Source organism: Amycolatopsis echigonensis (genome assembly GCF_014174495.1).
GTDB classification, from domain to species: Bacteria; Actinomycetota; Actinomycetes; order Mycobacteriales; family Pseudonocardiaceae; genus Amycolatopsis; species Amycolatopsis echigonensis.
The window spans coordinates 261,649-284,593 of sequence record NZ_JACJHR010000002.1 but is presented as its reverse complement, the minus strand read 5'-3'; the positions used below and the strand labels follow the sequence as shown (position 1 = coordinate 284,593).

Annotated in this window: 18 protein-coding genes; 12 read left to right on the top strand and 6 right to left on the bottom strand. The window is 70.2% G+C overall.

From position 1 onward, the window contains the following. Positions 1-22 precede the first annotated feature (22 nt). Positions 23-1,915, top strand: a complete 1,893-nt coding sequence (locus H5411_RS02905) for a TNT domain-containing protein (protein WP_101436728.1) — start codon at positions 23-25, stop codon at positions 1,913-1,915. Here H5411_RS02905 and H5411_RS02900 read toward each other — a convergent pair. The 3 genes from H5411_RS02900 to H5411_RS02890 all read right to left on the bottom strand — a co-directional run bounded on the left by H5411_RS02900 (position 1,901) and on the right by H5411_RS02890 (position 5,621). Continuing rightward, positions 1,901-2,722, bottom strand: coding sequence for a methyltransferase domain-containing protein (locus tag H5411_RS02900; protein ID WP_167441950.1), 822 nt, complete (start codon positions 2,720-2,722; stop codon positions 1,901-1,903). The genes H5411_RS02905 and H5411_RS02900 overlap by 15 nt on opposite strands. Next, positions 2,719-4,044: a sensor histidine kinase gene (locus H5411_RS02895; RefSeq protein ID WP_101436726.1), complete on the bottom strand. Its 1,326-nt coding sequence runs from the start codon at positions 4,042-4,044 to the stop codon at positions 2,719-2,721. Before H5411_RS02895 ends, H5411_RS02900 begins: the two co-directional genes overlap by 4 nt. Before the next feature lie 119 nt (positions 4,045-4,163). Next, positions 4,164-5,621, bottom strand: coding sequence for a CCA tRNA nucleotidyltransferase (locus H5411_RS02890; protein ID WP_101436725.1), 1,458 nt, complete (start codon positions 5,619-5,621; stop codon positions 4,164-4,166). A 101-nt stretch (positions 5,622-5,722) separates the two neighbouring features. Between H5411_RS02890 and H5411_RS02885 the strand changes: the two genes are divergently transcribed. The 9 genes from H5411_RS02885 to H5411_RS02845 all read left to right on the top strand — a co-directional run bounded on the left by H5411_RS02885 (position 5,723) and on the right by H5411_RS02845 (position 16,873). Next, on the top strand, positions 5,723-6,229 hold the full coding sequence (locus H5411_RS02885; protein ID WP_101436724.1) for an NUDIX hydrolase: 507 nt from the start codon (positions 5,723-5,725) through the stop codon (positions 6,227-6,229). 14 nt (positions 6,230-6,243) lie between these two features. After that, on the top strand, positions 6,244-8,403 hold the full coding sequence (locus tag H5411_RS02880) for a DUF6049 family protein (RefSeq protein WP_101436723.1): 2,160 nt from the start codon (positions 6,244-6,246) through the stop codon (positions 8,401-8,403). Positions 8,404-9,041: 638 nt separating this feature from the next. Beyond that, complete coding sequence (murJ, locus tag H5411_RS02875; protein WP_460431617.1) at positions 9,042-10,844, top strand: murein biosynthesis integral membrane protein MurJ; 1,803 nt, start codon at positions 9,042-9,044, stop codon at positions 10,842-10,844. A 79-nt stretch (positions 10,845-10,923) separates the two neighbouring features. Further along, positions 10,924-12,525 carry a protein kinase family protein gene (locus H5411_RS02870; protein WP_101436722.1) on the top strand — a complete coding sequence of 534 codons (1,602 nt, stop codon included), beginning with the start codon at positions 10,924-10,926 and terminating at the stop codon, positions 12,523-12,525. 31 nt (positions 12,526-12,556) lie between these two features. Next, positions 12,557-13,222: an RNA polymerase sigma factor SigM gene (gene sigM, locus H5411_RS02865; protein ID WP_101436721.1), complete on the top strand. Its 666-nt coding sequence runs from the start codon at positions 12,557-12,559 to the stop codon at positions 13,220-13,222. Further along, positions 13,219-14,016, top strand: a complete 798-nt coding sequence (locus tag H5411_RS02860; protein ID WP_101436720.1) for a hypothetical protein — start codon at positions 13,219-13,221, stop codon at positions 14,014-14,016. Before sigM ends, H5411_RS02860 begins: the two co-directional genes overlap by 4 nt. Positions 14,017-14,111: 95 nt before the next feature. Then, positions 14,112-15,104, top strand: coding sequence for a thioredoxin-disulfide reductase (gene trxB, locus H5411_RS02855; protein WP_101436719.1), 993 nt, complete (start codon positions 14,112-14,114; stop codon positions 15,102-15,104). A gap of 28 nt (positions 15,105-15,132) precedes the next feature. Next, positions 15,133-15,456, top strand: coding sequence for a thioredoxin (gene trxA, locus H5411_RS02850; RefSeq protein WP_009085330.1), 324 nt, complete (start codon positions 15,133-15,135; stop codon positions 15,454-15,456). Between the two features lie 268 nt (positions 15,457-15,724). Further along, on the top strand, positions 15,725-16,873 hold the full coding sequence (locus H5411_RS02845; RefSeq protein WP_009085332.1) for an N-acetylmuramoyl-L-alanine amidase: 1,149 nt from the start codon (positions 15,725-15,727) through the stop codon (positions 16,871-16,873). An 821-nt stretch (positions 16,874-17,694) separates the two neighbouring features. Here H5411_RS02845 and H5411_RS02840 read toward each other — a convergent pair. Next, positions 17,695-18,339, bottom strand: a complete 645-nt coding sequence (locus H5411_RS02840) for a GNAT family N-acetyltransferase (RefSeq protein WP_101436718.1) — start codon at positions 18,337-18,339, stop codon at positions 17,695-17,697. A gap of 183 nt (positions 18,340-18,522) precedes the next feature. Between H5411_RS02840 and H5411_RS02835 the strand changes: the two genes are divergently transcribed. After that, on the top strand, positions 18,523-19,842 hold the full coding sequence (locus H5411_RS02835) for an aminotransferase-like domain-containing protein (protein ID WP_101436717.1): 1,320 nt from the start codon (positions 18,523-18,525) through the stop codon (positions 19,840-19,842). Positions 19,843-19,872: 30 nt separating this feature from the next. After that, on the top strand, positions 19,873-20,823 hold the full coding sequence (locus tag H5411_RS02830) for a D-alanine--D-alanine ligase family protein (protein WP_101436716.1): 951 nt from the start codon (positions 19,873-19,875) through the stop codon (positions 20,821-20,823). 130 nt (positions 20,824-20,953) lie between these two features. On the opposite strand, the gene H5411_RS02825 is transcribed toward H5411_RS02830, so the two are convergent. Continuing rightward, the gene (locus tag H5411_RS02825) at positions 20,954-21,970 is read right to left on the bottom strand and encodes a ParB/RepB/Spo0J family partition protein (RefSeq protein WP_101436715.1); all 1,017 of its coding nucleotides are present in this window, start codon (positions 21,968-21,970) and stop codon (positions 20,954-20,956) included. Then, the gene (locus tag H5411_RS02820; protein ID WP_101436714.1) at positions 21,967-22,890 is read right to left on the bottom strand and encodes a ParA family protein; all 924 of its coding nucleotides are present in this window, start codon (positions 22,888-22,890) and stop codon (positions 21,967-21,969) included. Before H5411_RS02820 ends, H5411_RS02825 begins: the two co-directional genes overlap by 4 nt. Between the last annotated feature and the right edge of the window lie 55 nt (positions 22,891-22,945).

Sequence of the window (22,945 nt, the reverse complement as noted above, 5' to 3'; positions counted from 1 at the left end):
GGACTTCGGGGAGGAACCAGACGTGCGCTACCGGGTGGAATCGGGAGAACGCCCAGACGGCCTGTACGCGACGCTCGACGATCGCACTTTCGCGGCACAACGCTCCACCACCGACGGCACGCTGCTGCTGACCGTTGTCGGCGACGAGGAAGCGCCCGAGGATTTCGACCGCGAGCACGAGGGCAAACCGGCCAAGGTCGTGCTCGCGAACGAGGTGCCCGCGACGTTCGACCTGCGCACCTACGTCGAATACGACAACGAGCTTTTCGAGGTCGCGCCGGGCGACCAGCCGAATCTGACCCTGCGCTGGACGCGGCACGATCCGGTGCGTGCCGCGCAGCTCGGGCTGACCGACTTCTCGGTGACCGTCCCGGGCAAGCAGCTCACCGGGCTGTGGCTGACGCGGCACGACTACGGCGAGCCGAAGGCGGAGATCGACGGCGGCGACCAGACCCGGATCCTGCGCGGGATCGGCCGCACCCTGCGCCAGGTGCCCGGCGGCTGGACGCGCGTGGCGGCGCAGTTCCGGCAGGTCGGCGACTACTCCGAACTGGAGGTTCGCGCGGTCGGCGACGAGAACGGCCCGGTTTCGGTGTCGCTGCCCGGCACGCCGCAGCTGAGCACGCTGTTCACCCAGCTGCGCGCCGCGATGTACCAGCCGGAGACCGGCACCTGGTTCCAAGGCACCTTCACGCTCGACGCCGATTCGCAGTTCGATTTCGACTTCGACGCCGACCAGGAGCCGGAGTGGCGGCTGCCGCCCAACGACGGCGGCGAGCCCGCCCGCGAGTCCTACCTCGTGGAGCTGACCCGGTTCCCGCGTCCGGACAAGCACCTGCCGGACTGGCTCGGCGCGAAGGCCGGGCTGCCGCTGAGCATCGGATTCCGCCAGGCACGGCCGGTCGACGCGCACAACGAGGGCGAGCGGCCCGTGGTGAACCGCCCGCCGGTGCCGCCGGACCAGGTCCGCGGCGTGCTCGACTACCTGTTCCGCTCGCCCGTCGTGCTGCACCGGCCCGTGCCGCAGCCGGACATCTTCGCGCCCGGCGCGCCGCCGGACGTGCCGCACGCCTTCCACACCGACGGCACCTGGATCTGGCCCGCCGCCGTACCGCACTACCTGCGCAAATACGGCGTCCCGCCGGAGCCGGAGCTGGTCGAGCACATCCGTGCCGGCGGGTTCCGGCCGCCGATCGTGCGCGACCTGGTGCGCGCCACCGCCGAAGCCGACGTGCTCGGCAAACCGCGCCCGGGGCGCACCGAGGCCGACATCCCGGACGACAGCTCGCTCGCCCGTGCGATCCGCGGCGAACCGACCCGCGGGTTGCGTGCGGCCGAGACGTTGGCTCTGCTGCAGCAACGGCTCGTCGAGCACGGCGTGCCGTCGTCGGCGTACCGGATCGGCGCGGACGAGATGCCCGCCGAGGGCGTGTGGACGTTGCGCCGCGCGGAAAACCGCTGGGAGGTGTCTCGTCCGCCGTCCGTGGAGCCGGTGGCGTTCGCCAACCTCGCCGACGCGGCGCGATTCCTCCTCGGCACGCTGCTGATGCTGCCGCCACAGGCACCGGAGGAATCCGATCAGCCCGCGGACTGGCCGATCCTGCCGATGCGCGGCGAGCCGCCGCTGTCGTTCTTCCGCGGCAAGCGGATCGTCGCGCTGCCCGCCGGCACGACGGTGGTCCGGTTCGGCCCCGAGGCCGGGAACCTGGTGCACCAGAATTCGGTGCGGTTCCTCGAAACCTCGCTGACGCCGGACCGCGAACGCGACCGGCACGAGTACCGGGTGCAGCGCACCATCCGGGTGCTGACCGGTGTCACGGCACCGTGGGGTCCACAGCCGGGCGGGGCCACGGCGTACCTGCTGCCGCGGCCGATCGCGCTGCACATCGAGCAGGGAGCGCTATCCCGGCTGTGAAGCCGTGATCAGCACGGCGGGCGACCACCAGTAGTCCGCGAGCGGTTCCACTGTCACGTCGGCGAACCCGGCGGCCTCGAGCTGCCGGATCCATTCCGAGGCCGGATGTTCCCAGTTCGTCCGCGCCGTCCCAGCCGCGACGCCGAGCAGCACCGGCAGCAGAAATCCTTGTGCCACCAGGGAAGCCTGCTCGCCGTACTCGGCGACGCCGCATTCGTACCGCTGCGCGAGCGACTCCGGGTCGGCGGTGTCCGGCACGTCGAATTCGGCCAGCACCAACCGTTCCGTCCGCGCCCGCAACGCGCTCAGCACCCCAGCCCGGGAGGACGGCTCGATCGACTGCAGTGCGAACGTCGACTGCGCAAGGTTCCACGTGGAACCGTCCGCGGCGAGAAAGTCCTGTGCGGTCAACGAAAACCGGCGTGCACCAGGGACTTCGACGTCCGCGAGCAGCGCCTCCGACGGCTCCACCAGGTCGATCCGCTCCGGCCGGAACGAGGCCCGCGCCAGCGCCGGTTCGATCGCCAACCCGTCGCCGCAGCCGAGATCCAGCAGCGCGGACGGACGCCAGGAGTCGTACCGCGCAGCCAGTTCTTCGCTCAACCGCCGGTACAACTCGACGTTCCCGCCGCCGCGAATGAACGCGGTGAACGCGGCTGGCTGGTCATAGACCGGACCGCTCGGCCCCGCCGCGAGATACGTCGCCAGCTCGGCACCCAACGGAGTTCCAGCCTCGACGGCAAGCGCACTCGCCCGCTCGACGTCTCCCTCCCGGTACGCCGCCAGCGCACCGGCCACCCCGCTCACAGCGGCACCCACAAGGTCACCCGAGTTCCACTCCCCGGACTCGATTCGACCAGCGAGGTCCCGCCGACCTCGGCCAGCCGCGCGGTGATCGACTCGCTGATGCCGAACCCGGCCGGCCGGTCCTGCGGGCTGAAGCCGGTGCCGTGGTCCCGCGTGATCACCGCGATCCCGCCGTTGCGTTCCTCCACGCGCACCACGACCTTGTCGGTCTCGCCGTGCTTCATCGTGTTGCGCATCGCTTCCCGCACTGCGTCGCGGATCGCGATCTGCCGGACCTCGGACAGCGTGTCGTCGTCGAGCTCCGCGATCACCAGCTGCGCACGCAGACCGTCGCGCGCCATCTCCGCGGCCAGCGCCGCGAGCTTCTCGCCAAGCGGCCGCGCACCCTCCTCGGCCCGCTGCGCCGCGGCGGTCTCGATGGTCTGCCGCAGCTCGATCGCCTGCGCGCGGGCCAGCCGCTGCACTTCGACCAGCCGCTGGTCCGGATCCCCGGGACCGCCGAGCGCGATCGCTTCCAGCGTCTGCAGCACCGTGTCGTGCAGCATCCGGTGCTGCCGCGCGCGTTCGGCGAGCCGCCCGTTGCGGATGCCGTACGCCAGCGCGAGCCGGATTCCGAGTCCGAGCAGGATCAGCGCGCCGACCGCGGTGAACAGGACGCCGAACATCGTCGGATACAGCGACGCGGCCTGCGCGAAATCGACCGTGCCGTGGTTGAGCAGGTCCGACAGCAACCGCACGGGCAGGCTGAGCGCGGCCAGGCCGATCCCGGACGGGATGCCGACGGCGAGAGTGAGCAGGGCGACGCTGCCGAGCAGGTGCTTGTCCGCGACCCCGACCGCGTCGTGGAACACCGCGGGCGAGACCGTCGCGCCCAGGAACAGCTCGAACGCGAGCGTGGCCACGAGGTCGACCAGCAACAGCCGACCCGCGAGATCGCTGCGGAACGGGGCCCGGCGCATCATCCAGAACAGGCCGAACGCGCTCAGCGCGACCGAGCACACGGTGACGATCGCGACCGACGCCAGCCCGGACGGCCCGTGCTTGACCGCATACGTCGCGAACGTCGCCGGCACCACGACCAGCCGGTAGACGAGCGGGACCAGCACCACGTACCGGGCCGCCCGCAAGAGCAATCCGTCATGGTGCCGTTCGTCGACCGGACCGGCCATCCGCGAAATCCGCTGCAGCGCGCGCACCGGGGTCGGATCGGCGATCTCGTCGGTCAACCCGGTCGTCGCCGTCGCCAGCGCGGGCGTTCCGCGCCGCAGCAAGGTGACGAGAAAGCTGGCCCCACGCCGGTCCCCGCCGTGCTGCCGCGTCATCGATCCCCCCATTCGGTTCGACACAGGGAGTATCTCGGCTGGCCGGACGATGATCCAGTGTTTGAAGGCGCCGACTTCGTCGCGGCGGGATCGCCTTTAAGTCCCGCGGTTCAGTTCAGTCAGTCCTGCGGTTGCTGGCCTGAGCCGAGGCCCTCCGCCGCCGCCCACTTCTTCAGCTCGGCGACCGCCTCGTCGTGCTCCAGCGGACCGCGGTCGAGCCGCAGCTCCTTGAGGAACTTCCAGGCCCGGCCGACCTCCGGGCCCGGCGGCAGGCCGAGCAGCCGCATGATCTCGTTGCCGTCGAGATCCGGCCGGACGCGGTCGAGGTCCTCCTGCTCCTTGATCCGCGCGATGCGGGCCTCGAGGTCGTCGTAGGTCGCCTGCAGCTGGGCTGCCTTGCGCTTGTTGCGCGTGGTCGAATCGGCGCGAACGAGCTTGTGCAGCCGGGTCAGCAGGTCGCCGGCGTCGGTGACGTAGCGGCGGACCGCCGAATCGGTCCACTCGCCGCCGCCGTACCCGTGAAACCGCAGGTGGAGGAACACGAGCTGGGAGACCTGCTCGACGATTTCCTTCGAGTATTTCAGCGCCCGCAAACGTTTGCGGGCCATCCGCGCACCGACCACCTCGTGGTGGTGGAAGCTCACGCCGCCGCCGGGCTGGAACTCGCGAGTGGCCGGCTTGCCGATGTCGTGCAGCAGCGCGGCCAGCCGCAGCACGAGGTCGGGCTCGCTGGTCGGCTCGTGCGATTTCTCGAGCGCGATCGCCTGCGCGAGGACGGTCAGCGAATGCTGGTAGACGTCCTTGTGCTGGTGGTGCTCGTCGATCGCCAGCCGCATCCCGGGCAGCTCGGGCAGCACGCGATCGGCCAGCCCGGTGTCGACCAGCAGCTCCAGGCCCGGCCGCGGATCGGGGGCCAGCATCAGCTTCGACAGCTCGGTCTGGACCCGTTCGGCGGTGATCCGGTCGATCTCCTCGGCCATCGATGTCATCGCCTCGACCACGCGCGGCGCGGCGGTGAAGCCGAGCTGCGCGGAGAACCGGGCGGCGCGCATCATCCGCAGCGGATCGTCGGCGAACGACTCCTGCGGCAGCGCCGGAGTGTCGAGCACCTTCAGCCGGAGCGCGTCGATGCCGTCGTGCGGGTCGATGAACGTCTTCCCGACCAGGTCGATCGCCATCGCGTTGACGGTGAAGTCGCGGCGAAGCAGGTCGCCCTCGATGGTGTCGCCGAAGGTGACCTCGGGATTGCGGCCGACGCGGTCGTAGCTGTCCGCGCGGAACGTGGTGATCTCCAGCGTCGTGCCGTTCTTGGTGACGCCGACGGTGCCGAACGCGATGCCGACGTCCCAGACCGCGTCGCCCCATTCGCTCACGATCTGCAGCACCCGGTCCGGGCGCGCGTCCGTGGTGAAGTCGAGGTCGTTCGACAGCCTGCCGAGCAGCGCGTCGCGCACGCTGCCGCCGACCAGGTACAAGCTGTGGCCGGCGCGCGCGAAGCGCTCGGCCAGCTCATCGGCCAGCGGGGACACTCGCATCAGTTCCGTCACCGCGTTCTGCTGGGCGACCAGGTTGTTCACTCGAATCCCACCACGAAAATGGCGCCAGTGCCGCTGGCGCCGCCGGACACGGACACGGAGAGCCAGAGTACCCGGGCGACCGTTTGCTCTAGCATCGCAGCATGTCTGGATCTGCCGGTCGCGCCGGACCGCCGACGCCGCGCCGGCGGCGACGGCGGCACCGCGGCAGGCGGCTGACCACGGTCGACGAGACCTCGGCGGGCGGACTGGTCGTCGACCCGGAGCGGGAACGCGCGGTGCTGATCGGCCGGCTCGACCGGCACGGCAGACTGCTGTGGTCGTTGCCGAAGGGCCACATCGAGGACGGGGAGACGGTGGAGCAGACCGCGGTGCGCGAGGTGAAGGAGGAAACCGGCATCTCCGCGCGCGTGCTGCAGCCGCTGGGCACCATCGACTACTGGTTCGTCGCGCAGCAGCGCCGGGTGCACAAGACCGTGCACCATTTCCTGCTCGAAGCCACCGGTGGCGAACTGTCGGACGAGGACGTCGAGGTGACCGAGGTCGCCTGGGTTCCGCTGGCCGAGCTGGAGACCACCCTCGCCTACGCGGACGAGCGCAAGCTGGTTCGCGGGGCAGCAGAACTTTTCGCGCCCGACGAGCGCGCCTGAGAGGGAGCACCCGAGTGAAGCGGCCCGCCGCCTTCTTGCTGTCCTTGCTGATCGTCGCCGCCACCGCGCTGTTCGGTGCGCCGGCGGGCGCGCAGGAGAATTCGTCCCCGGAACCGGCCCACCTGCGGCTCGACCTCGGCCAGCTGTCCCCGCGCGTGATCACCAGCACGGACCAGGCGATCACGGTGACCGGGACGGTGACCAACACCGGGTCCCGGCGGATCGTCAAGCCGATGGCCCGGCTGCAGATCGGCGAACGCCTCTCGAGCCCGCGCGCGATGGACTCGGTGCTCGCCGGGAATCCCGTGCAGGACACTCCGCTCACCGATTTCACGCTGCTCGCCGAAGAGCTGGAGCCGGGACAGAGCGCCCGGCTGAACATCACCGTGCCGCTCACCGGACCGCGCGGCGCCGGGCTGCGGCCGGGGGTCTACCCGCTGCTGGTGAACGTGAACGGCACCCCCGAGTACGGCGGTGCGGCCCGGCTCGCCGCGGTGAGCTTGCTCATGCCGGTGCTGTCGACGCCGGGGCACGCGAACAACCAGGCGACGCAGCGGCATTCGAAACTGGCGGTGCTGTGGCCGATCACCGACAGCACTCCGCACATCCAGTCCGCGCCGTTCGGCGTGCCGATGACGCTCACCGACGATTCCCTCGCCGACGAGCTGAGCCCGGGCGGACGGCTGTATTCGCTGGTCTCGGCGGCGCGGGCGGCGCAGGAGACGAATCCGAAGATCGGCGGCTCGCTGTGCTTCGCCCTCGATCCCGACCTGCTGCGCACCGTCGACGCGATGCGCGCCGGCTACCGCGTCAACGGCGGGGTGGCGGGCAAGGGCGCCGACGCCGCGTCGAACTGGCTGGCCGCGCTGCGCGCGCTGGTCACCGGGCGATGCGTGATCCCGCTGCCGTTCGCCGACGCCGACCTCACCACGCTGGGCAAGGTCCGCGGCGCCGACGGCAATCCCGACTCCGGCCTCATGACCACGGCGCTGAACGGCACCGCGACGATCCGCCAAGTGCTCGGCGTCGAGTCGAAAGCCGGCGTGCTGTGGCCGGGCGGGACGCCGGACGACAAGGCGCTGTCGGCGATTTCGCTGGGCGGCTTCCAGACCGTGCTGACCGACAGCGGCAAGCTGCGCGCGGGCGGTGACGACGAGACCGTCACCGGCGCGGCGACCCTTTCCGACGGCCTGCGCGCGCAGGCGACCAACTCGATGGCCACCGCCGGTCTCACCGGATTCACGCCGAGCGCGCAGACGCCGACCACGTACAGCGGTGCGTCGCAGCGTGCGGTCTCCACCCAGAACGGGCTCGCCGCGATCGCCTTCGAAGCCGGACTCGGCCGCACGGAGGGAGCAGACGGCGGGCCGATGCTCATCGCTCCGCCGCGGCGCTGGGACGCCACCACCGACGAGCTCAACGCCTTCCTGTCCGGGCTCGGCAAGCTCACCAACGCGGGCGTCACCGCCGGGGCGACGCTCGACGACCTGCTGGGCAGCACCCCCGAGGGCAGCGCTTCGCTGGTCGCGAGCACCCGGTCGGACGGCGGCGCGGCCGTCGCCGACCAGCTGTCCAGCCTCGACCAGGACGTCGCCGGCCTGATGTCCGCGATGCAGGTAGACCCCAGGAACCGGGTCGAACCGCAGGCGATCGTCGGCCCGGTGCGCGACGCGCTGGTCCGCGGCAGTTCGACCGCTTTCGGGCCGTCGGCGGTCGCGTCCGCCTCGGCGAACGCGACGGCCGAACTCGCCGCGATCCGCGACCAGGTGACCGTCGAACAGCCGAAGCAAACGATTGCGCTCGCGTCCGGGTCCTCGCCGCTGCCGGTGTACGTGCACAACGACCTGCCGGTCGGCGTCACCGCGCAGATCGCGCTGAGGAACACCATGGGCATCCGGCCGGAGCAGGCCAGCGACCTGCTTTTCCCGGCCAAGGGCGGGCAGACCAGGTACGTGCAGATCGAGGCGCTGCGGGCCGGTCACCTGTCGGTCGATGTGTCGTTGACCACCCCATCGGGCACAGATCTCGGCGCGACCGCGCGGTTCGAGCTGACCTCGACCGAATACGGCCCGATCACCATCATCATCACCGTCGCCGCTGGTTGCGCGCTGCTGCTGCTCGCGTCCCGGCGGATCTACCGGCGGATCAAGGAAAGCCGAGGCGGCACGCCCTGACATCCGCAAGGGGGCGGGTGCTCGCGCCCGTTCCCGATTACCCTGGGTCGGCGCTGCCACAATGGCAGGGAACCAGGGGACCGCCGAGGATTGGGCACGCGTTGGACAAAGAGCCGGGTCAACCACCCGAGCGTGCGGGTCGTCCCCGGCGGGACGACGCGGCGCCGAGGCGGAGCGACCAGCCTCGCCGCGCGGTGAGGGACGCCCGTCGCCAGCCGCCCCCTCCGCCGCCGCCCGCCGAGCGCAGGCAGCCGCCGCCCAACGGCACCCGGCGGATGCCGCTGCCCGACGAACGTCCGCCCGCTGACCGGGCCCAGCCGCGCCGGATCGACCCGCGCGGCGCCGAACCCCGCGAACCCCGGGAGCGCGCGCCGCGCCGCGTCCCGCCGCCGAACGGCCAGCCGCGTCCGGTCCCGACCAGGGCCGCGATGCCGCCGGTGCGCAAGCCGCCCCCGCCGCGGCCGTCCGGGCCGCCGTCCGGCCCGCAGCAACTCCCGCCGTCGGGTCCGCAACCGCTCCCGCCGGCGAACCAGCCGCCGAACCGCGGCCAGCTTCCGCAGCCGACGCCGCCGCCCGCCAACGTGCCGGGCCCGCAGCCGCCGGTGCATCGCGGCCGCGGCCCGCGTCCCGGCACGCCGATCCGGCCGTGGCAGGAAGAGGCGATGCGGGACCCGGACGCCACCCGGTTCATCCCGCGCACCGCCGGCGTCCCGCTGGCGGCCCCCTCGCGCTGGCCGACCGCCGACCCGGACGTCCTGCGCCCGTACGACGCGCTGGCCACCCAGGTCATGCCGCGGGTCAAGGACGCACCGCTCGCGCGTCCGGCCGAGGCTCCCGAGCAGCCCAAGGACGAGGGCCCCTCGGTCGCCAAGGCCTCCGGGCGGATGGCGATCGCGTCGCTGATCAGCCGGATCACCGGCTTCCTGTGGAAGGTGCTGCTGGTCGCGGCGATCGGTTCCGGGGTCGCGACCGACTCGTTCAACGTCGCGAACACGATGCCGAACATCATCTTCGAGCTGCTTCTCGGCGGCGTGCTCACCAGCGTGGTGGTGCCGCTGCTGGTGCGTTCGCAGGACGATCCGGACCACGGCCAGGCCTACGCGCAACGGCTGCTGACCACCGGCGTCACCGTGCTGTTCATCGGCACCGTGATAGCGGTGATCGCGGCACCCGCGTTCACCTCGCTGTACATCGATTCGTCCGGGCAGGCGAGCGCGGGCCTGACCACGGCGTTCGCCTATCTGCTACTGCCGGAGATCTTCTTCTACGGTGTGTTCGCGCTGGTCTCGGCGATGCTGAACGCCAAGCACGTGTTCGGGCCGACCGCGTGGGCGCCGGTGATCAACAACCTGGTGGTCATCTTCACCATCCTCGTGGTGTGGCTGATGCCCGGATCGATCGACGTCGACCACCCCGCGATCACCGATCCGAAGGTGCTCACCCTCGGCCTCGGCGTCACCGGCGGCATCGCCGCCCAGGCGCTCATGCTGATCCCGCCGCTGCTGCGGTCGGGCTTCCGCCCGCGCTGGCGCTGGGGCCTGGACAGCCGGATGAAGGAGTTCGGCGGGCTGGCGCTGTGGGTCGTCGGCTACGTCGCGGTCAGCCAGATCGGCCTCACGATCACCACCCGGGTGCTCACCAAGGGCACCTCGGGCGGGGTCACCGCCTACAACTACGCGTGGCTGCTGTTCCAGCTGCCCTACGGCGTGCTCGGGGTCTCGCTGCTGACCGCGATCATGCCGCGGTTGAGCCGCGCCGCCGCCGACGGCGACACGAAGAAGCTGGTCAGCGATCTGTCATACGCCTCGCGGATCTCCACGGTCACGCTCGTGCCGATCTCCGCGGTGATGACGATCGTCGGCACCTCGATGGGCGTCGCGCTGTTCGCGATCGGCAAGGGACCGCTGGGGAACGCCGAGCGGATGGGCCAGGCGCTGGCCATCACCGCGTTCGCGCTGCTGCCGTACGCGCTGGTGATGCTCCAGATGCGGGTGTTCTACGCGATGAAGGACGCCCGCACGCCGACGTTGATCATGATCGTGATGACCGTGGTCAAGGTGCCGCTGCTGTTCTTGTGCCCGGTGCTGCTGAACCCGGAGAACATCGTGCTCGGCGTGATGATGGTGAACGCGCTGACCTACGTGATCGGCGCGATGCTCGGCCAGGTGTGGCTGTGGGTGACGCTCGGCAACCTGCGCAGCAAGCGGGTGATCGGGGTGATCCTGTTCACGGTCGTGGCGAGCGTTCTGGGGGTCGGGGCCGCGTGGGTCGTCGGGCTGATCGTGCCCTCGTCGCTCGGCCCGGTTCCGCACGCCTGGATCGAGCTCATCCTGCAGGGAATCGTCGGGATCGCGGTCTCGTTCGGGGTGCTCATGGCGCTGAAGGTCGAGGAGCTGAAGCCCGTAACATCGAGATTCACCCGATTGATCAAGCGCGGGTAACGATTGATTCACGACTCACGACGCTTCTACGGCTGATGATCCGGGTACCCTCGGTGCCGGGAGCGAAGCGGGAGAGAGCGTGGACACGAGACGAAGCGAGCAGGCGGGGGACGCCGCGGGCATTCGCGCCCGGGGCGGATCGCTCGCGCCCGGACGCGTCGTAGGGGACGGCCGGTATCGCCTGCTTGCCCAGTTCGGCGTAGACGAGCGGGCCGCCGCGCACCTCTGGCGCGCGCGGGACGGGCAGCTCAAACGGGACGTCGCACTGACGCTGCTGGTCGGCGATCCGGCCGATCCGGAAGCGGCGCGGCAGGCCCGGCGCACCCTGGAACGGGCCGCGCACGCGTCCAAGTTCGGGCACGGCGGCGTCGCGCGGGTGCTGGACGTGCTCAGTCTCGGCAGCGGCGTCACCTCCAGCGAGGGACTGCTCGGTGTCGTGGTGGCGGAGTGGACCAAGGGCAGTGACCTGGTGGACCTGGTCGCGCAGCGGCCGGTGGCCCCTGCCGCGGCCGCGCGGATGGTGCAGGCGCTCGCGGAAGCCGTCGACCACGCCCACCAGAACGGCCTCGTCCTCGGCCTCGACCACCCGCAGCGGCTGCGGCTCACCCCGGGCGGCGCGCTCAAGCTCGCCTTCCCCGGCCCGTTGCCGGAAGCCACGCTCCGCGATGACGTCAAGGCGCTCGGCGCGGTGCTGTACCTGCTGCTCACCGGACGCTGGGCGCTGCCGGGCGGACCGCCCGCGATCCCCGCGGCCCCGCTCACCCCGCAGGGGCACGTGGTGCCGCCGCGGTCGCTGGTGCCCGCGGTGCCGCCGGAGCTGTCCTCGCTGGCCGTGCGCACGATCGAGGACGGCGGCAGCGGCGGGATCCGCACCAGCTCGGCCATCCTGCGCGTGCTCGGCCAGGTCGCCGAGCACGAGGAACGCACCCAGCTGATCAACGCGGTCGGCAAGGACGAAGCGGCGGCGGATCCCGACGGCACGATCTGGACCACGAAGAAGCCGGTGAAGGACGTCGCGCGGCGGCGGAAGCTGGCCTTCGGCGTCACCGTGCTGGTGGTGGCCACCGTGGTGATCCTCGCGTGGGGCGGGCTGATGCTGATCAACCTGTTCCAGGGCGACGGCAAGCCGACCGGTCCCACGATCAACGTCGCGGCCCCGCCCGGCAGTTCGGCCCCGGCCAAACCGGGCAACCAGGCCCCGCCGCCGGCGAACCAGCAGCCGGCGAGCCCGAAGGTCGGCGATCCGGTGGCTCCGAAGTCGGCCTCGCTGTACAACCCGGAGGGCTCGGGCGACAACCCGGGCCGGGTGAAGAACACGATTGACGGCGACCCGGGCACGATCTGGAAAACCGACCAGTACCAGCAGCAGCTGCCCGCGCTGAAGCCCGGCGTCGGCATCGCGGTCTCGTTCGACAACCCGGTGAACCTCGCGCAGGTGAAGATCAGCGCGGACAGCCCGGGCACGAAGGTCGAGATCCGGTCGGCGGACAGCAAGAACCCGCAGCTCGACGACACCAAGGTGGTCGGAAGCGGCGACCTGAACGGGCCGGACACCACGATCACCCTGCAGCAGCCGACGCAAAGCCAGTACTTCATCGTCTGGATCACCCAGCTGGGCGACAACGGCGGCAACGGCTTCGAGAGCCAGATCGGAGAACTGAGCTTCCTGCCTGCGGCGTGAGCTGCGCGCACGACTCAGTAGGCTCTGCCGGGTGACGGCTGCAGCTCCCACGGATGCGGATCTGATCGCGGCACACGCCGCGGGCGATCCGCATGCGTTCAGTGAACTGGTCCGGCGGCATCGAGACCGCATGTGGGCGGTAGCGCTGCGCACGCTGCGCGATCCGGAAGAGGCGTCGGACGCGCTGCAGGAGGCGTTCATCTCGGCCTTCCGCGCGGCGGGCAAGTTCCGCGCGGAGTCGCAGGTCACGACCTGGCTGCACCGGATCGTGGTGAACGCGTGCCTCGACCGGATCCGCCGCAGGCAGGCCCGGCCGACGGTGCCGTTGCCCGAGACCGGGGAGTTCAACGAACCGGCCGCGCCCGGCGATTCGATGGCGGAGAAGGAAACCAGCCTGCTGGTCCGCAAGGCGCTCGACGAGCTGCCGGAGGACCAGCGCGCGCCGATCCTGCTCGTCGACGTCGAGGGCTATTCGGTGGCCGAGACCGCGAAAATGCTCGGCATCGCCGAGGGCACGGTCAAAAGCCGGTGCGCGCGCGGGCGGGGAAAACTCGCGAAGGTTCTCGGGCATCTGCGGAACCCGGACGGCGGTGGCGGCGTCCCAACTAACGAAAGCAAACGCAAGCACGCCACTTCGGAGGGGTCCCGGAGTGCCGGGCGGGCCCAGCGCTCGCCGGGGAACGGGGAGGGACGATGACGGACGAGAGCCGGGGGGCAGGCGGAACCATCGGGCCGCCCTGGTCTGTCGACCTGCTCGCCGACCTCCACGCCGGGGTCCTCGACGACCGGGAGGCAGCTCAGCTCTGGCCGCGGGTGAACGCGGATCCGGAGGCGCGCGCGATCATCGAGGCCCTCGAGGCGACCACCGCCGACCTGTCCGCGCTCGCGGCGGAACCGGCCCCGCCGATGCCCGCCGAGTTCGCGGCCAGGCTCGACGCCGCGCTCGCCGCGGAGTCGGCGGCCCGGCAGGAGGCGACGTTTCCGGCGACCGCGCCGGGGCCTGCTGAGCACCCGGTCGCGCCGGTGGTGGACCTGTCGGCGGCGCGGAAACGGCGGAACCGGCAGCTCGGCTGGGGAGCCGGGATCCTGACCGCCGCCGCGGCCGCCGCGGTGGCCATCACGCTGTCGATTCCCGGTACGACCAAGACGGATACGCCCGGCGTGGCCGCGCCCGCACCGTCCGCGGTCGGCGGCCCGACCGTCGGCAGCGACGGCAGTGGTGCGGAAGCTCTGCTGGGCGGCGGCCTCGGCGTGCGGAACTACGGCCCGCTGCAGGACTCGAAGAGGTTCGACGCGTGCGTCGCCGCGGCCGGGATGGACCCGGCGGTGCGGCCGGAAGGCGTGCGGCCGGTGACCGTCGAGGGCAAGCCCGGCGTGGTGGCGATCTACACCACCGGCAAGCTCGCGCAGTTCCGGCTGGTCGCGTTCGGCGCGGACTGCGGACCGGGGAACCCGGACAAGCTGTTCGACAAGGTGGTCGGCAAGAAGTAGCGGCCCGGACGTAGCGGGCGTCACCGCCGGGAACACCTCCACCTACGATCGTGTTGAGCCTGGAGCACAGGTCACTACGAGCGGAGGGTTGACGGGTGGCTGCCGAGGAAATCAGGAACCTGATCGTCGTCGGGTCGGGTCCTGCCGGTTACACCGCAGCGGTCTACGCGGCTCGCGCACAGCTGGAACCGCTGGTGTTCGAGGGCACGCAGTTCGGCGGCGCGCTGATGACCACCACTGAGGTCGAGAACTTCCCGGGCTTCCGCGACGGGATCCAGGGTCCGGACCTGATGGAGGAGATGCGCAAGCAGGCCGAGCGGTTCGGGGCCGAGCTGCGCGCGGAGGACGTCGAGTCGCTTGAGCTGACCGGCGACGTGAAGTACGTCGTCGCGAACGGCAAGCGCTACGCCGCGCGCGCCGTCATCCTGGCCATGGGCGCCGCCGCGCGGTACCTGAAGGTGCCGGGCGAGCAGGAGCTGCTGGGCCGCGGCGTGTCCGCCTGTGCGACCTGTGACGGTTTCTTCTTCCGCGACCACGACATCGCGGTCGCCGGCGGCGGCGACTCGGCGATGGAGGAGGCGACGTTCCTGACGAAGTTCGCCAAGTCCGTGACGATCGTGCACCGCCGCGACGAGTTCCGGGCGTCGAAGATCATGCTCGAGCGCGCCCGTGCGAACGAGAAGATCAAGTGGCAGCTGAACTCGCAGATCACCGGCGTCGAGGGCGACGGGACGGTGTCCGGCCTGAAGGTGCGCGACACGAAGTCCGGCGAGGAGAAGACGCTCGACGTGACCGGGTTCTTCGTCGCGATCGGCCACGACCCGCGCAGCGAGCTGGTGCGCGGGCAGGTGGACCTGGACGAAGAGGGCTACGTGCTCACCCAGGGCCGCACGTCCTACACGAACCTGCCGGGCGTGTTCGCCGCTGGCGACCTGGTGGACCGCACTTACCGGCAGGCGATCACCGCGGCCGGCTCCGGCTGCAGCGCGGCGATCGACGCGGAACGATGGCTGGCGGAGCACGGCGACGCCGACGCGCACGAAGCACCGGAACTGGTCGGCGGCGGCTACGGCGCCGGCGAGCACTGACTTTCCCACCGAGTTGAAGGAGCAAGCGATGTCCGAACCCGTGAAGGTGACCGACAAGTCGTTCGTGGACGACGTCCTGACCAGCGAGAAGCCCGTTCTCGTCGACTTCTGGGCGACCTGGTGCGGGCCGTGCAAGATGGTCGCCCCGGTGCTCGAGGAGATCGCGAAGGAAAACGGCGACAAGATCACCGTCGCGAAGCTCGACATCGACGAGAACCCGAACACGGCGCGTGACTACCAGGTGATGTCGATTCCGACGCTGATCCTGTTCCAGGGCGGCAAGCCGGTGAAGCAGATCGTGGGCGCGAAGCCGAAGGCCGCGCTGCTGTCGGATCTCGCTGACGTGCTCTGAGCGGTCCACCTGCTGAGAACCCGGGCCAGCGGCGATCGACTCGCCGGTCCGGATTCTCGCACGTTCGGGAACCACCCGCACGGGGGTGTGCGCGCAGGTGCACTCGGCGTGTCTGTCCGGGGAGGAGGCACTCCTCCCGTGGCGCACCGACCGGGCCTGCGTCCTTACCGAGAGTTCACAGGGCACAATAGGTGCCTGGGTACACCCCTACCCGAGTTTCTGTTTCGCATCGAGCCGGTTTCGGTGCCTGAGGAAGAGCGAGGAGTGCATGCGGGTACTCCGCCGCGGTGACGCCGGTCCCGACGTCGCCGAGATCAGGTCGATCCTTGCCGGGATGGATCTGCTCCCGCCGGTGGCGGGGACCGAGCGGTACAACACGTTCGACGTCGCGGTGGAGCAGGCCGTGCGCGCGTTCCAGCAGCGCCGCGGGCTCATCACCGACGGCGTCGTGGGCCCTGCGACGTACCAGGCGCTCAAGGGTGCCAGCTATCACCTCGGGAGCCGCCCGCTCCAGTACCTTTTGTCGTCGCCGGTGCACGGCGACGACGTTTTCACTCTTCAGGAGCGGCTCACCGAACTGGGCTTCGACGCGGGCCGCCCGGACGGGTATTTCGGCCCGCAGACCGAACGCGCGCTGCGCACGTTCCAGCGCGACATGCGGCTGACGTCGGACGGCATCTGCGGCCCGGCCACGATCCGCGAACTGCACCGCCTGTCGTCGCCGCGCGCCCGCGGCGGCCGCCCGGTCTTCCTGCGCGAGCAGGAGCAGGTGCGCCAGGCCGGCCCGCGTCTGCGCGGCAAGCGCATCGTCATCGACCCGGGCCACGGCGGCGAGGACCTCGGTGTGGTCGCCGGCGGCCTGCGCGAAGCAGACATCGCCTGGGACCTGGCACGGCGGCTCGAAGGCCGGATGCAGGCCACCGGCATGGAGGCCCTGATCAGCCGGGGCCCGAACCACAGCCCGACGGACTTCGAACGCGCCCGGTTCGCCAACGACGCCGGCGCGGACCTGTTCCTGTCGCTGCACAGCGACGGCAACCCGTCGCCGCGCGCACAGGGCGTGGCGAGCTTCCACTTCGGCACCGGCAACGGCACGACGTCCACCGTCGGCGAGCTGCTGGCCGGCTTCATCCAGCGGGAAGTCGCCGCGCGCACCGGCCTGCTGGACTGTCGCACGCACTACAAGACGTGGGAAATCTTCACCCGCACGCGCTGCCCCGCGGTCCGCGTGGAAATCGGCTACCTGACCAACCCGGACGACGCCGCCCGCCTGGCCGACCCCGCCTTCCGCGACGTCGTGGCCGAGGGCATCCTCATCGCGGTGAAGCGCCTCTACCTCCTGGGCGAGGGCGACCAGCCGACCGGCACCTTCACCTTCGCCGACGTCCTGGCCCACGAACTGGCGAAGGCCGAATAGCCGCCCTTCTTCGTTCGGCCTCTGCTCTACCCCTAGCTGCCCCCTGATTGGCCTCTGCCCGGGACTTTCCTCCCTGAACGTCGCCAGGCTCGTTCAGCACGCCCCGAACCGGCACCGCCCTCTTCAGCCCCAGCGTGCCCAGCCGCCCGTTTAGCCGCGCTGACCAGAACTCACCCCAGCCAACCACTACCCACAGTCACGACTCGCCGCCCCACTCCCCGCGGAACCTCCCCGGCCTCCAACCCCCACCCCGGCGGCCCGCCACCCGTAGCCGCACCACCAAACAACCGGAGCACCCGCACCGCTTAACCGGCGCCACAAGAACTTGCGCCCCACTGCCGCAGCACCCACCACACCTGGGGGCAGCCCCCACCCGTCCCGGGGGGCGTCCCCAGATCCATTCTATCCATCCACAGCTTTTCCACGGCCTCTATCTGCAATCTGTGGATAACTCGGGGGTTCTTCCACAGTTGTGCACAGGTACCGGGAGTGGGTGTTTCCCGAGTGAATCCGCGGTGGTATGGGGCTCGTCGGACACGATCTCGCGACACCCGTGTTCAGGGTGGGGCGGCGGGGATCGAGTGGCCGCTGACCTCGGTCGATGCTGTTGAGAATGGGTGGTTTGCGGCACTCGCAGGGCGGATGAAGGTGCCGAGAAAACAGGGCGAGAGGCCGTGGATGCCGCAGCGGTAGATACGGAGAGTGACCAGCGAGTGGAAGCGGAGCTGGCCGTTGCCGAACTCGGCGACCTAGTCAGGCGGGTCGTTCAGGGTGGGTACCAGCCAGATCATTCTGGCTGATCTCCACAGCCCGGGAAGAAGTCAGGCTCGGCCGAGACTCGGTTCGGCGGTCGTGATCGTCACCTGGCCGAGCAGACGCTCCAGCGCGGCTTCGACGTCTTCCTTCCAGGTGATCGCCGAGCGCAGCTCCAGACGCAGCCGCGGGTACTTCCGGTGCGGGCGCACCGTTTTGAAGCCCACGCTTTGCAGGAAGGCGGCGGGCAGCACGCACGAGTGCTGGCCCAGCGGGTCCTCGTCGTCCGGGGTGGCGTCACCGAAGGCTTCGATCGCCCGGACGCCGCGTTTCGTGAGGTCTTTCGCCACGGCCTGCACCAGCATCCGGCCGAGGCCGCCGCCGCGGAATTCCGGCAGGACCTGGAAGGCGGTGAGCAGAACGGCGTCCGCGCTGGGCGGCGACGTCGGGAAGGCGAGCGAGCGGGGCACCGCGTTCGGCGGGGCGTAGAGGACGAAGCCGACCGGCAGCGTGTCGCTGTAGACGATGCGGCCGCAGGAACCCCATTCCAGCAGCACGCTGGACACCCAGGCTTCCTTCTCCACCTCGGTGGAGCCGTACTCCTCGGCCTGCGCCTTCAGATGCGGCGCGAGCTCCCAGTACACGCACTGGCGGCAGCTCTTGGGCAGGTGCTCGAGATTGTCCAGGGTGACGCCCACCACGCGACGTGACACCGGAAACCTCCCTGGAACCCCTCGACTCCGGCCGCGGCGCCCGCAAGAGCGCAGGCAGGACCGGAAGAACCACCCCGAGGATAGGCCGATGTGACAAGCGCCGGAAGAGCGGGGAGCTGGAAGAGGCCGCGGTTACACTCAATGGATCTACCAGCAGGTACCCGCCGAGCCCTCAGGTGTCCGATGACCGAGAACCGCCCCGCGAAGCCGCAGACCGGCCGCAACAATCTCGACCCGCATCTCGACCGGTACGCGGCGCGTACCGCCGGGATGACCGCATCCGAGATCCGCGCGCTTTTCGCAGTGGCAAGCCGGCCGGAGGTCGTCTCGCTCGCCGGCGGCATGCCGAACCTGGCCGCGCTGCCGCTCGACACCCTGTCGGCTCAGGTCGGCGAGATCATCGCCGAGGAGGGGCTCGTCGCCCTGCAGTACGGATCCGCGCACGGGATTCCCGCGCTGCGTGACCAGATCTGCGAAATCATGGCTCTCGAGGGGATCAAGGCGCACCCCGACGACGTCGTGGTCACCGTCGGTTCCCAGATGGGCCTCGACATGGTGACCCGGCTTTTCTGCGACCCGGGTGACGTCGTGATCGCCGAAGGCCCGTCGTACGTCGGTGCGCTCGGGTCGTTCTCCGCCTACCAGGCCAATGTCGTGCACGTCGCGATGGACGAGCACGGTCTCGTGCCCGAAGGACTGCGGGAAGCCTTGCGCCAGGCCGAAAAAGCCGGGCAGCGGGTCAAATTCCTTTACACTATCCCGAATTTCCACAATCCGGCTGGCGTTACCTTGTCGGTCGAACGGCGTCCGGAGATCGTCGAGATCTGCCGTGAGCACGGCGTGCTGATCATCGAGGACAACCCGTACGGGCTGCTCGGGTTCGACGGCCAGACCTACCCGGCGCTGCGCTCGCTCGACCCGGACAACGTCGTGTACCTCGGCTCGTTCTCGAAGACGTTCGCCTCCGGGCTGCGCGTCGGCTGGGTGCTCGCGCCGCACGCGGTGCGCGAAAAGCTTGTGCTGGCAGCGGAATCCGCCACGTTGTGCCCGCCGACCTTCAACCAGATGATCGTCTCGCGCTATCTCGCGACGCACGATTGGAAGGGCCAGATCAAGAAGTTCCGGGAGAACTACCGCGAACGCCGCGACGCGATGTTGTCGGCGCTGCACCAGTATCTTCCGCCCGGCTGCTCTTGGACCAACCCGGACGGCGGCTTCTACGTGTGGGTCACCGTGCCGGAAGGCGTTGACACCAAAGCGATGTTGCCGCGTGCGGTGACCGCCCGGGTGGCGTACGCGTCCGGCACCGGTTTCTACGCCGACGGTTTCGGCTCTCGCCAGATGCGGTTGTCGTACTGCTATCCGACGCCGGAACGCATCCGCGAGGGCGTGCGCCGGCTCGCCGCGGTGCTCGAGTCCGAAATGGACCTCAGCCGCACCTTCGGTAGCGTGAAGGCGCGCACCATCCCGGGGCCCGAGACCCCGTCTCCGGACACGGTCTGACCGGCCCTGCAACACTAAGGAGTTCCCACGGTGGTCGACCGTACCGTTGCCGTGCTCGCCGGCGGGCTTTCCCACGAACGCGACGTTTCGCTTCGCTCCGGGCGCAGGCTGTCCGCCGCGCTGCGGGCCGAGGGCCTCACGGTGGAGGAGTGGGACACCGACGCCGGGCTGCTGGAGCGGCTGCGCACGCAGCGTCCGGACGCGGTTGTCGTCGCGCTGCACGGCGGCGAGGGGGAGAACGGCTCGGTGCAGACCGTGCTGGAGATGCTCGACGTGCCGTTCGTCGGCACCCACTCGCAGGGCTGCCGTCGCGCCTGGGACAAGCCGACCGCGAAGGCGTTCGTGCAGCAGGCCGGGTTCTCGACGCCGGACTGGATTGTGTTGCCGCACAGCACTTTTCGCGAGCTGGGGGCCCAATCGGTCCTCGACGCGATGGTCGAGCGGCTCGGCCTGCCGCTGATCCTCAAGCCGGATCAGGGCGGGTCGGCGCTCGGCACCCAGGTGGTCCGGGAGGCGGCGGAGCTGCCCGCGGCGATGGTCGGCTGCTTCGCCTATGGCGACACCGTGCTCGCGGAACGGTTCGTGGACGGCGTTGAAGTGGCCGTCACGGTCATCGAAGGGGAGAACGGGCCCGAGGCCCTGCCCGCGGTCGAGATCGTGCCGGAGAACGGCGTCTACGACTACACCGCGCGCTACACCGCGGGTCTCACCGATTTCTTCACCCCGGCCCGGATTTCCGACGAAGCCGCGAAGGCGGTCGGTGAACTCGCCGTCGGCGCGCACCGGTGGCTCGGGCTGCGCGACATCTCGCGCACCGACGCGGTGATCACTCCGGACGGGGGAGTCCACTTCCTCGAAGTGAACCTTTCGCCGGGCCTCACCGAAACGTCGACGGTGCCGATGGCAGTCGAGGCCGCCGGCACCACACTCGGTTCGGTTTTCGCGGATCTCGTCGCGCGCGCCGTCGCTCGCGCGAACTGAAACCAGGCGGACGGGGCGGGCGGCGGTCTGCCGCCCTTCCCCGCGCCGGTCGATTCCGGCGGCCACTCCGGGTAACCGCAGCCGCCTCGAACCGCAATCATCACCGTGACGAAACGACCCTGGGTGATCCCTAATCGGTTTCGTCGCTCTGATTCGCCGATTTTTCCCCGGAATTCGCGTCGATGATCCCGACGATGCGCTCAAGATCATCCACCGACCCGAACTCGAGAACGATGCGTCCCTTGCGCCGGCCGAGGTCGACCTTCACCCGGGTGTCGAACCGGTCGGACAGCCGGTTCGCGAGTTCCTGCAATCCGGGTGCCTGAATCTGTTTGCGAGGAGCGGCCTTCGGCTTCGCCGGCTTCTCGTTCTTCTTCAGCGTGACGGCTTCCTCGGTGGCGCGCACCGACATGCCCTCCGCGACGATCCGCGCCGCCAGCTCCTCCTGGCTGTCCGGATCCTCCAGCGAAAGCAGCGCCCGCGCGTGCCCGGCGGAGAGAACCCCGGCGGCCACCCGTCGCTGCACGGGGAGGGGGAGTTTGAGCAACCGGATGGTGTTCGTGATGACCGGACGGCTGCGGCCGATCCGACCGGCCAGCTCCTCATGCGTCACCGCGAACTCGTCGAGCAGCTGCTGATAAGCCGCCGCCTCTTCGAGCGGGTTCAGCTGCACGCGGTGGATGTTCTCCAGCAGCGCGTCGCGCAGCATCGACTCGTCGGCGGTCTGCCGCACGATCGCGGGGATCGCCTCGAGCTCCGCCTGCTGCGAGGCCCGCAGCCGGCGCTCGCCCATGACGAGCTCGTACTGATCGTCGCCGAGTTCACGGACGACGATCGGCTGCATGAGCCCGAACTCGCGGATCGAATGTTCGAGTTCGGCGAGCGCTTCCTCGTCGAAAACCTGGCGAGGCTGCTTCGGGTTCGGCTTGACCGAGCTGACCGGGATCTCGCGGTACACCGCACCGGCGACCTCGCCGCCCGCGATCGGCTGGCCCGCGGCACCGTTCGCCGCGAACCAGCCTTTGTCCTCGCGCACCGCTTTCTCGGCAGCCGTGCTGCTTTCGGTCGCGGCCGGCGGAGGCGTTGCCGGGCCGGTCGGGATCAGGGCCGCCAGTCCGCGGCCGAGCCCTCCTCTGCGCTCAGTCATGTGGTGCTGCTCCTCTCGTTCACACCCCGCTCGGCGATTTCCTTCGCCGCGTCGAGATAGCTCATGGCACCACGTGAACCGGGGTCGTAGGAGAGCACGGTCTGGCCGTAGCCGGGTGCCTCGGACACCTTCACGCTGCGCGGGATGACGGTCTTCAGCACGGTGTCGCCGAAGTGATTGCGGACCTCATTGGTCACCTGGTCGGCCAGTTTGGTGCGACCGTCGTACATGGTGAGCAGAATCGTCGACACGCTCAGTTCGCGGTTGAGGTGCTGCTGCACGAGTTCGATGTTGCTGAGGAGCTGCCCGAGACCTTCCAGTGCGTAGTACTCGCACTGGATCGGGATGAGCACTTCCTGCGCCGCCACCATCGCGTTGACCGTGAGGAGACCGAGCGACGGCGGGCAGTCGATGAAGACGTAGTCGACGCCGATCTCGTCGAGCGCGCCGGACGACAGCGCCTCCTTGAGCCGCGTCTCACGGTTCGCCATGGAGACGAGTTCGATTTCGGCACCAGCGAGGTCGATCGTCGCGGGCACGCAGTAGAGGTTGGGGGACTGCTCGCTCTGCGCCGCGGCCTCGGCAATCGAGACCTCGCCGATGAGCACCTCGTAGATCGAGGGGGTCCCGGAGCGGTGGTCGATGTCGAGCGCGGTGCTGGCGTTGCCCTGCGGATCGAGGTCGATCACCAACGTCTTCAACCCGTGCACGGCGAGCGCCGCGGCCAGGTTGACGGTGCTCGTCGTCTTGCCGACCCCGCCCTTCTGGTTGGCGACGGTGAGCACGCGCCGGCGATCCGGTCGGGGGAGTACCCCTTCCTTGGGGTGGAGCACGCTCGCGGCGCGAACGGCTTCTTCAGCGATCGGCGTCCAGCCCATCTCCTGGCTGGCCTCCGCGGAGTCGGACGGCGGGGGATTCACCGGTCTCGACACCTCCTCCTGGTAGACGATTCGGGGACGTTCACGCCGCGTTGTT

Coding starts and splice junctions, on each gene's coding strand:
- H5411_RS02895 (WP_101436726.1), bottom strand. CDS start 4,044: ATGACGCGGCAGCACGGCGGGGACCGGCGTGGGGCCAGCTTTCTCGTC.
- H5411_RS02885 (WP_101436724.1), top strand. CDS start 5,723: ATGTCTGGATCTGCCGGTCGCGCCGGACCGCCGACGCCGCGCCGGCGG.
- H5411_RS02860 (WP_101436720.1), top strand. CDS start 13,219: ATGACGGACGAGAGCCGGGGGGCAGGCGGAACCATCGGGCCGCCCTGG.
- trxA (WP_009085330.1), top strand. CDS start 15,133: ATGTCCGAACCCGTGAAGGTGACCGACAAGTCGTTCGTGGACGACGTC.
- H5411_RS02845 (WP_009085332.1), top strand. CDS start 15,725: ATGCGGGTACTCCGCCGCGGTGACGCCGGTCCCGACGTCGCCGAGATC.
- H5411_RS02835 (WP_101436717.1), top strand. CDS start 18,523: ATGACCGAGAACCGCCCCGCGAAGCCGCAGACCGGCCGCAACAATCTC.
- H5411_RS02825 (WP_101436715.1), bottom strand. CDS start 21,970: ATGACTGAGCGCAGAGGAGGGCTCGGCCGCGGACTGGCGGCCCTGATC.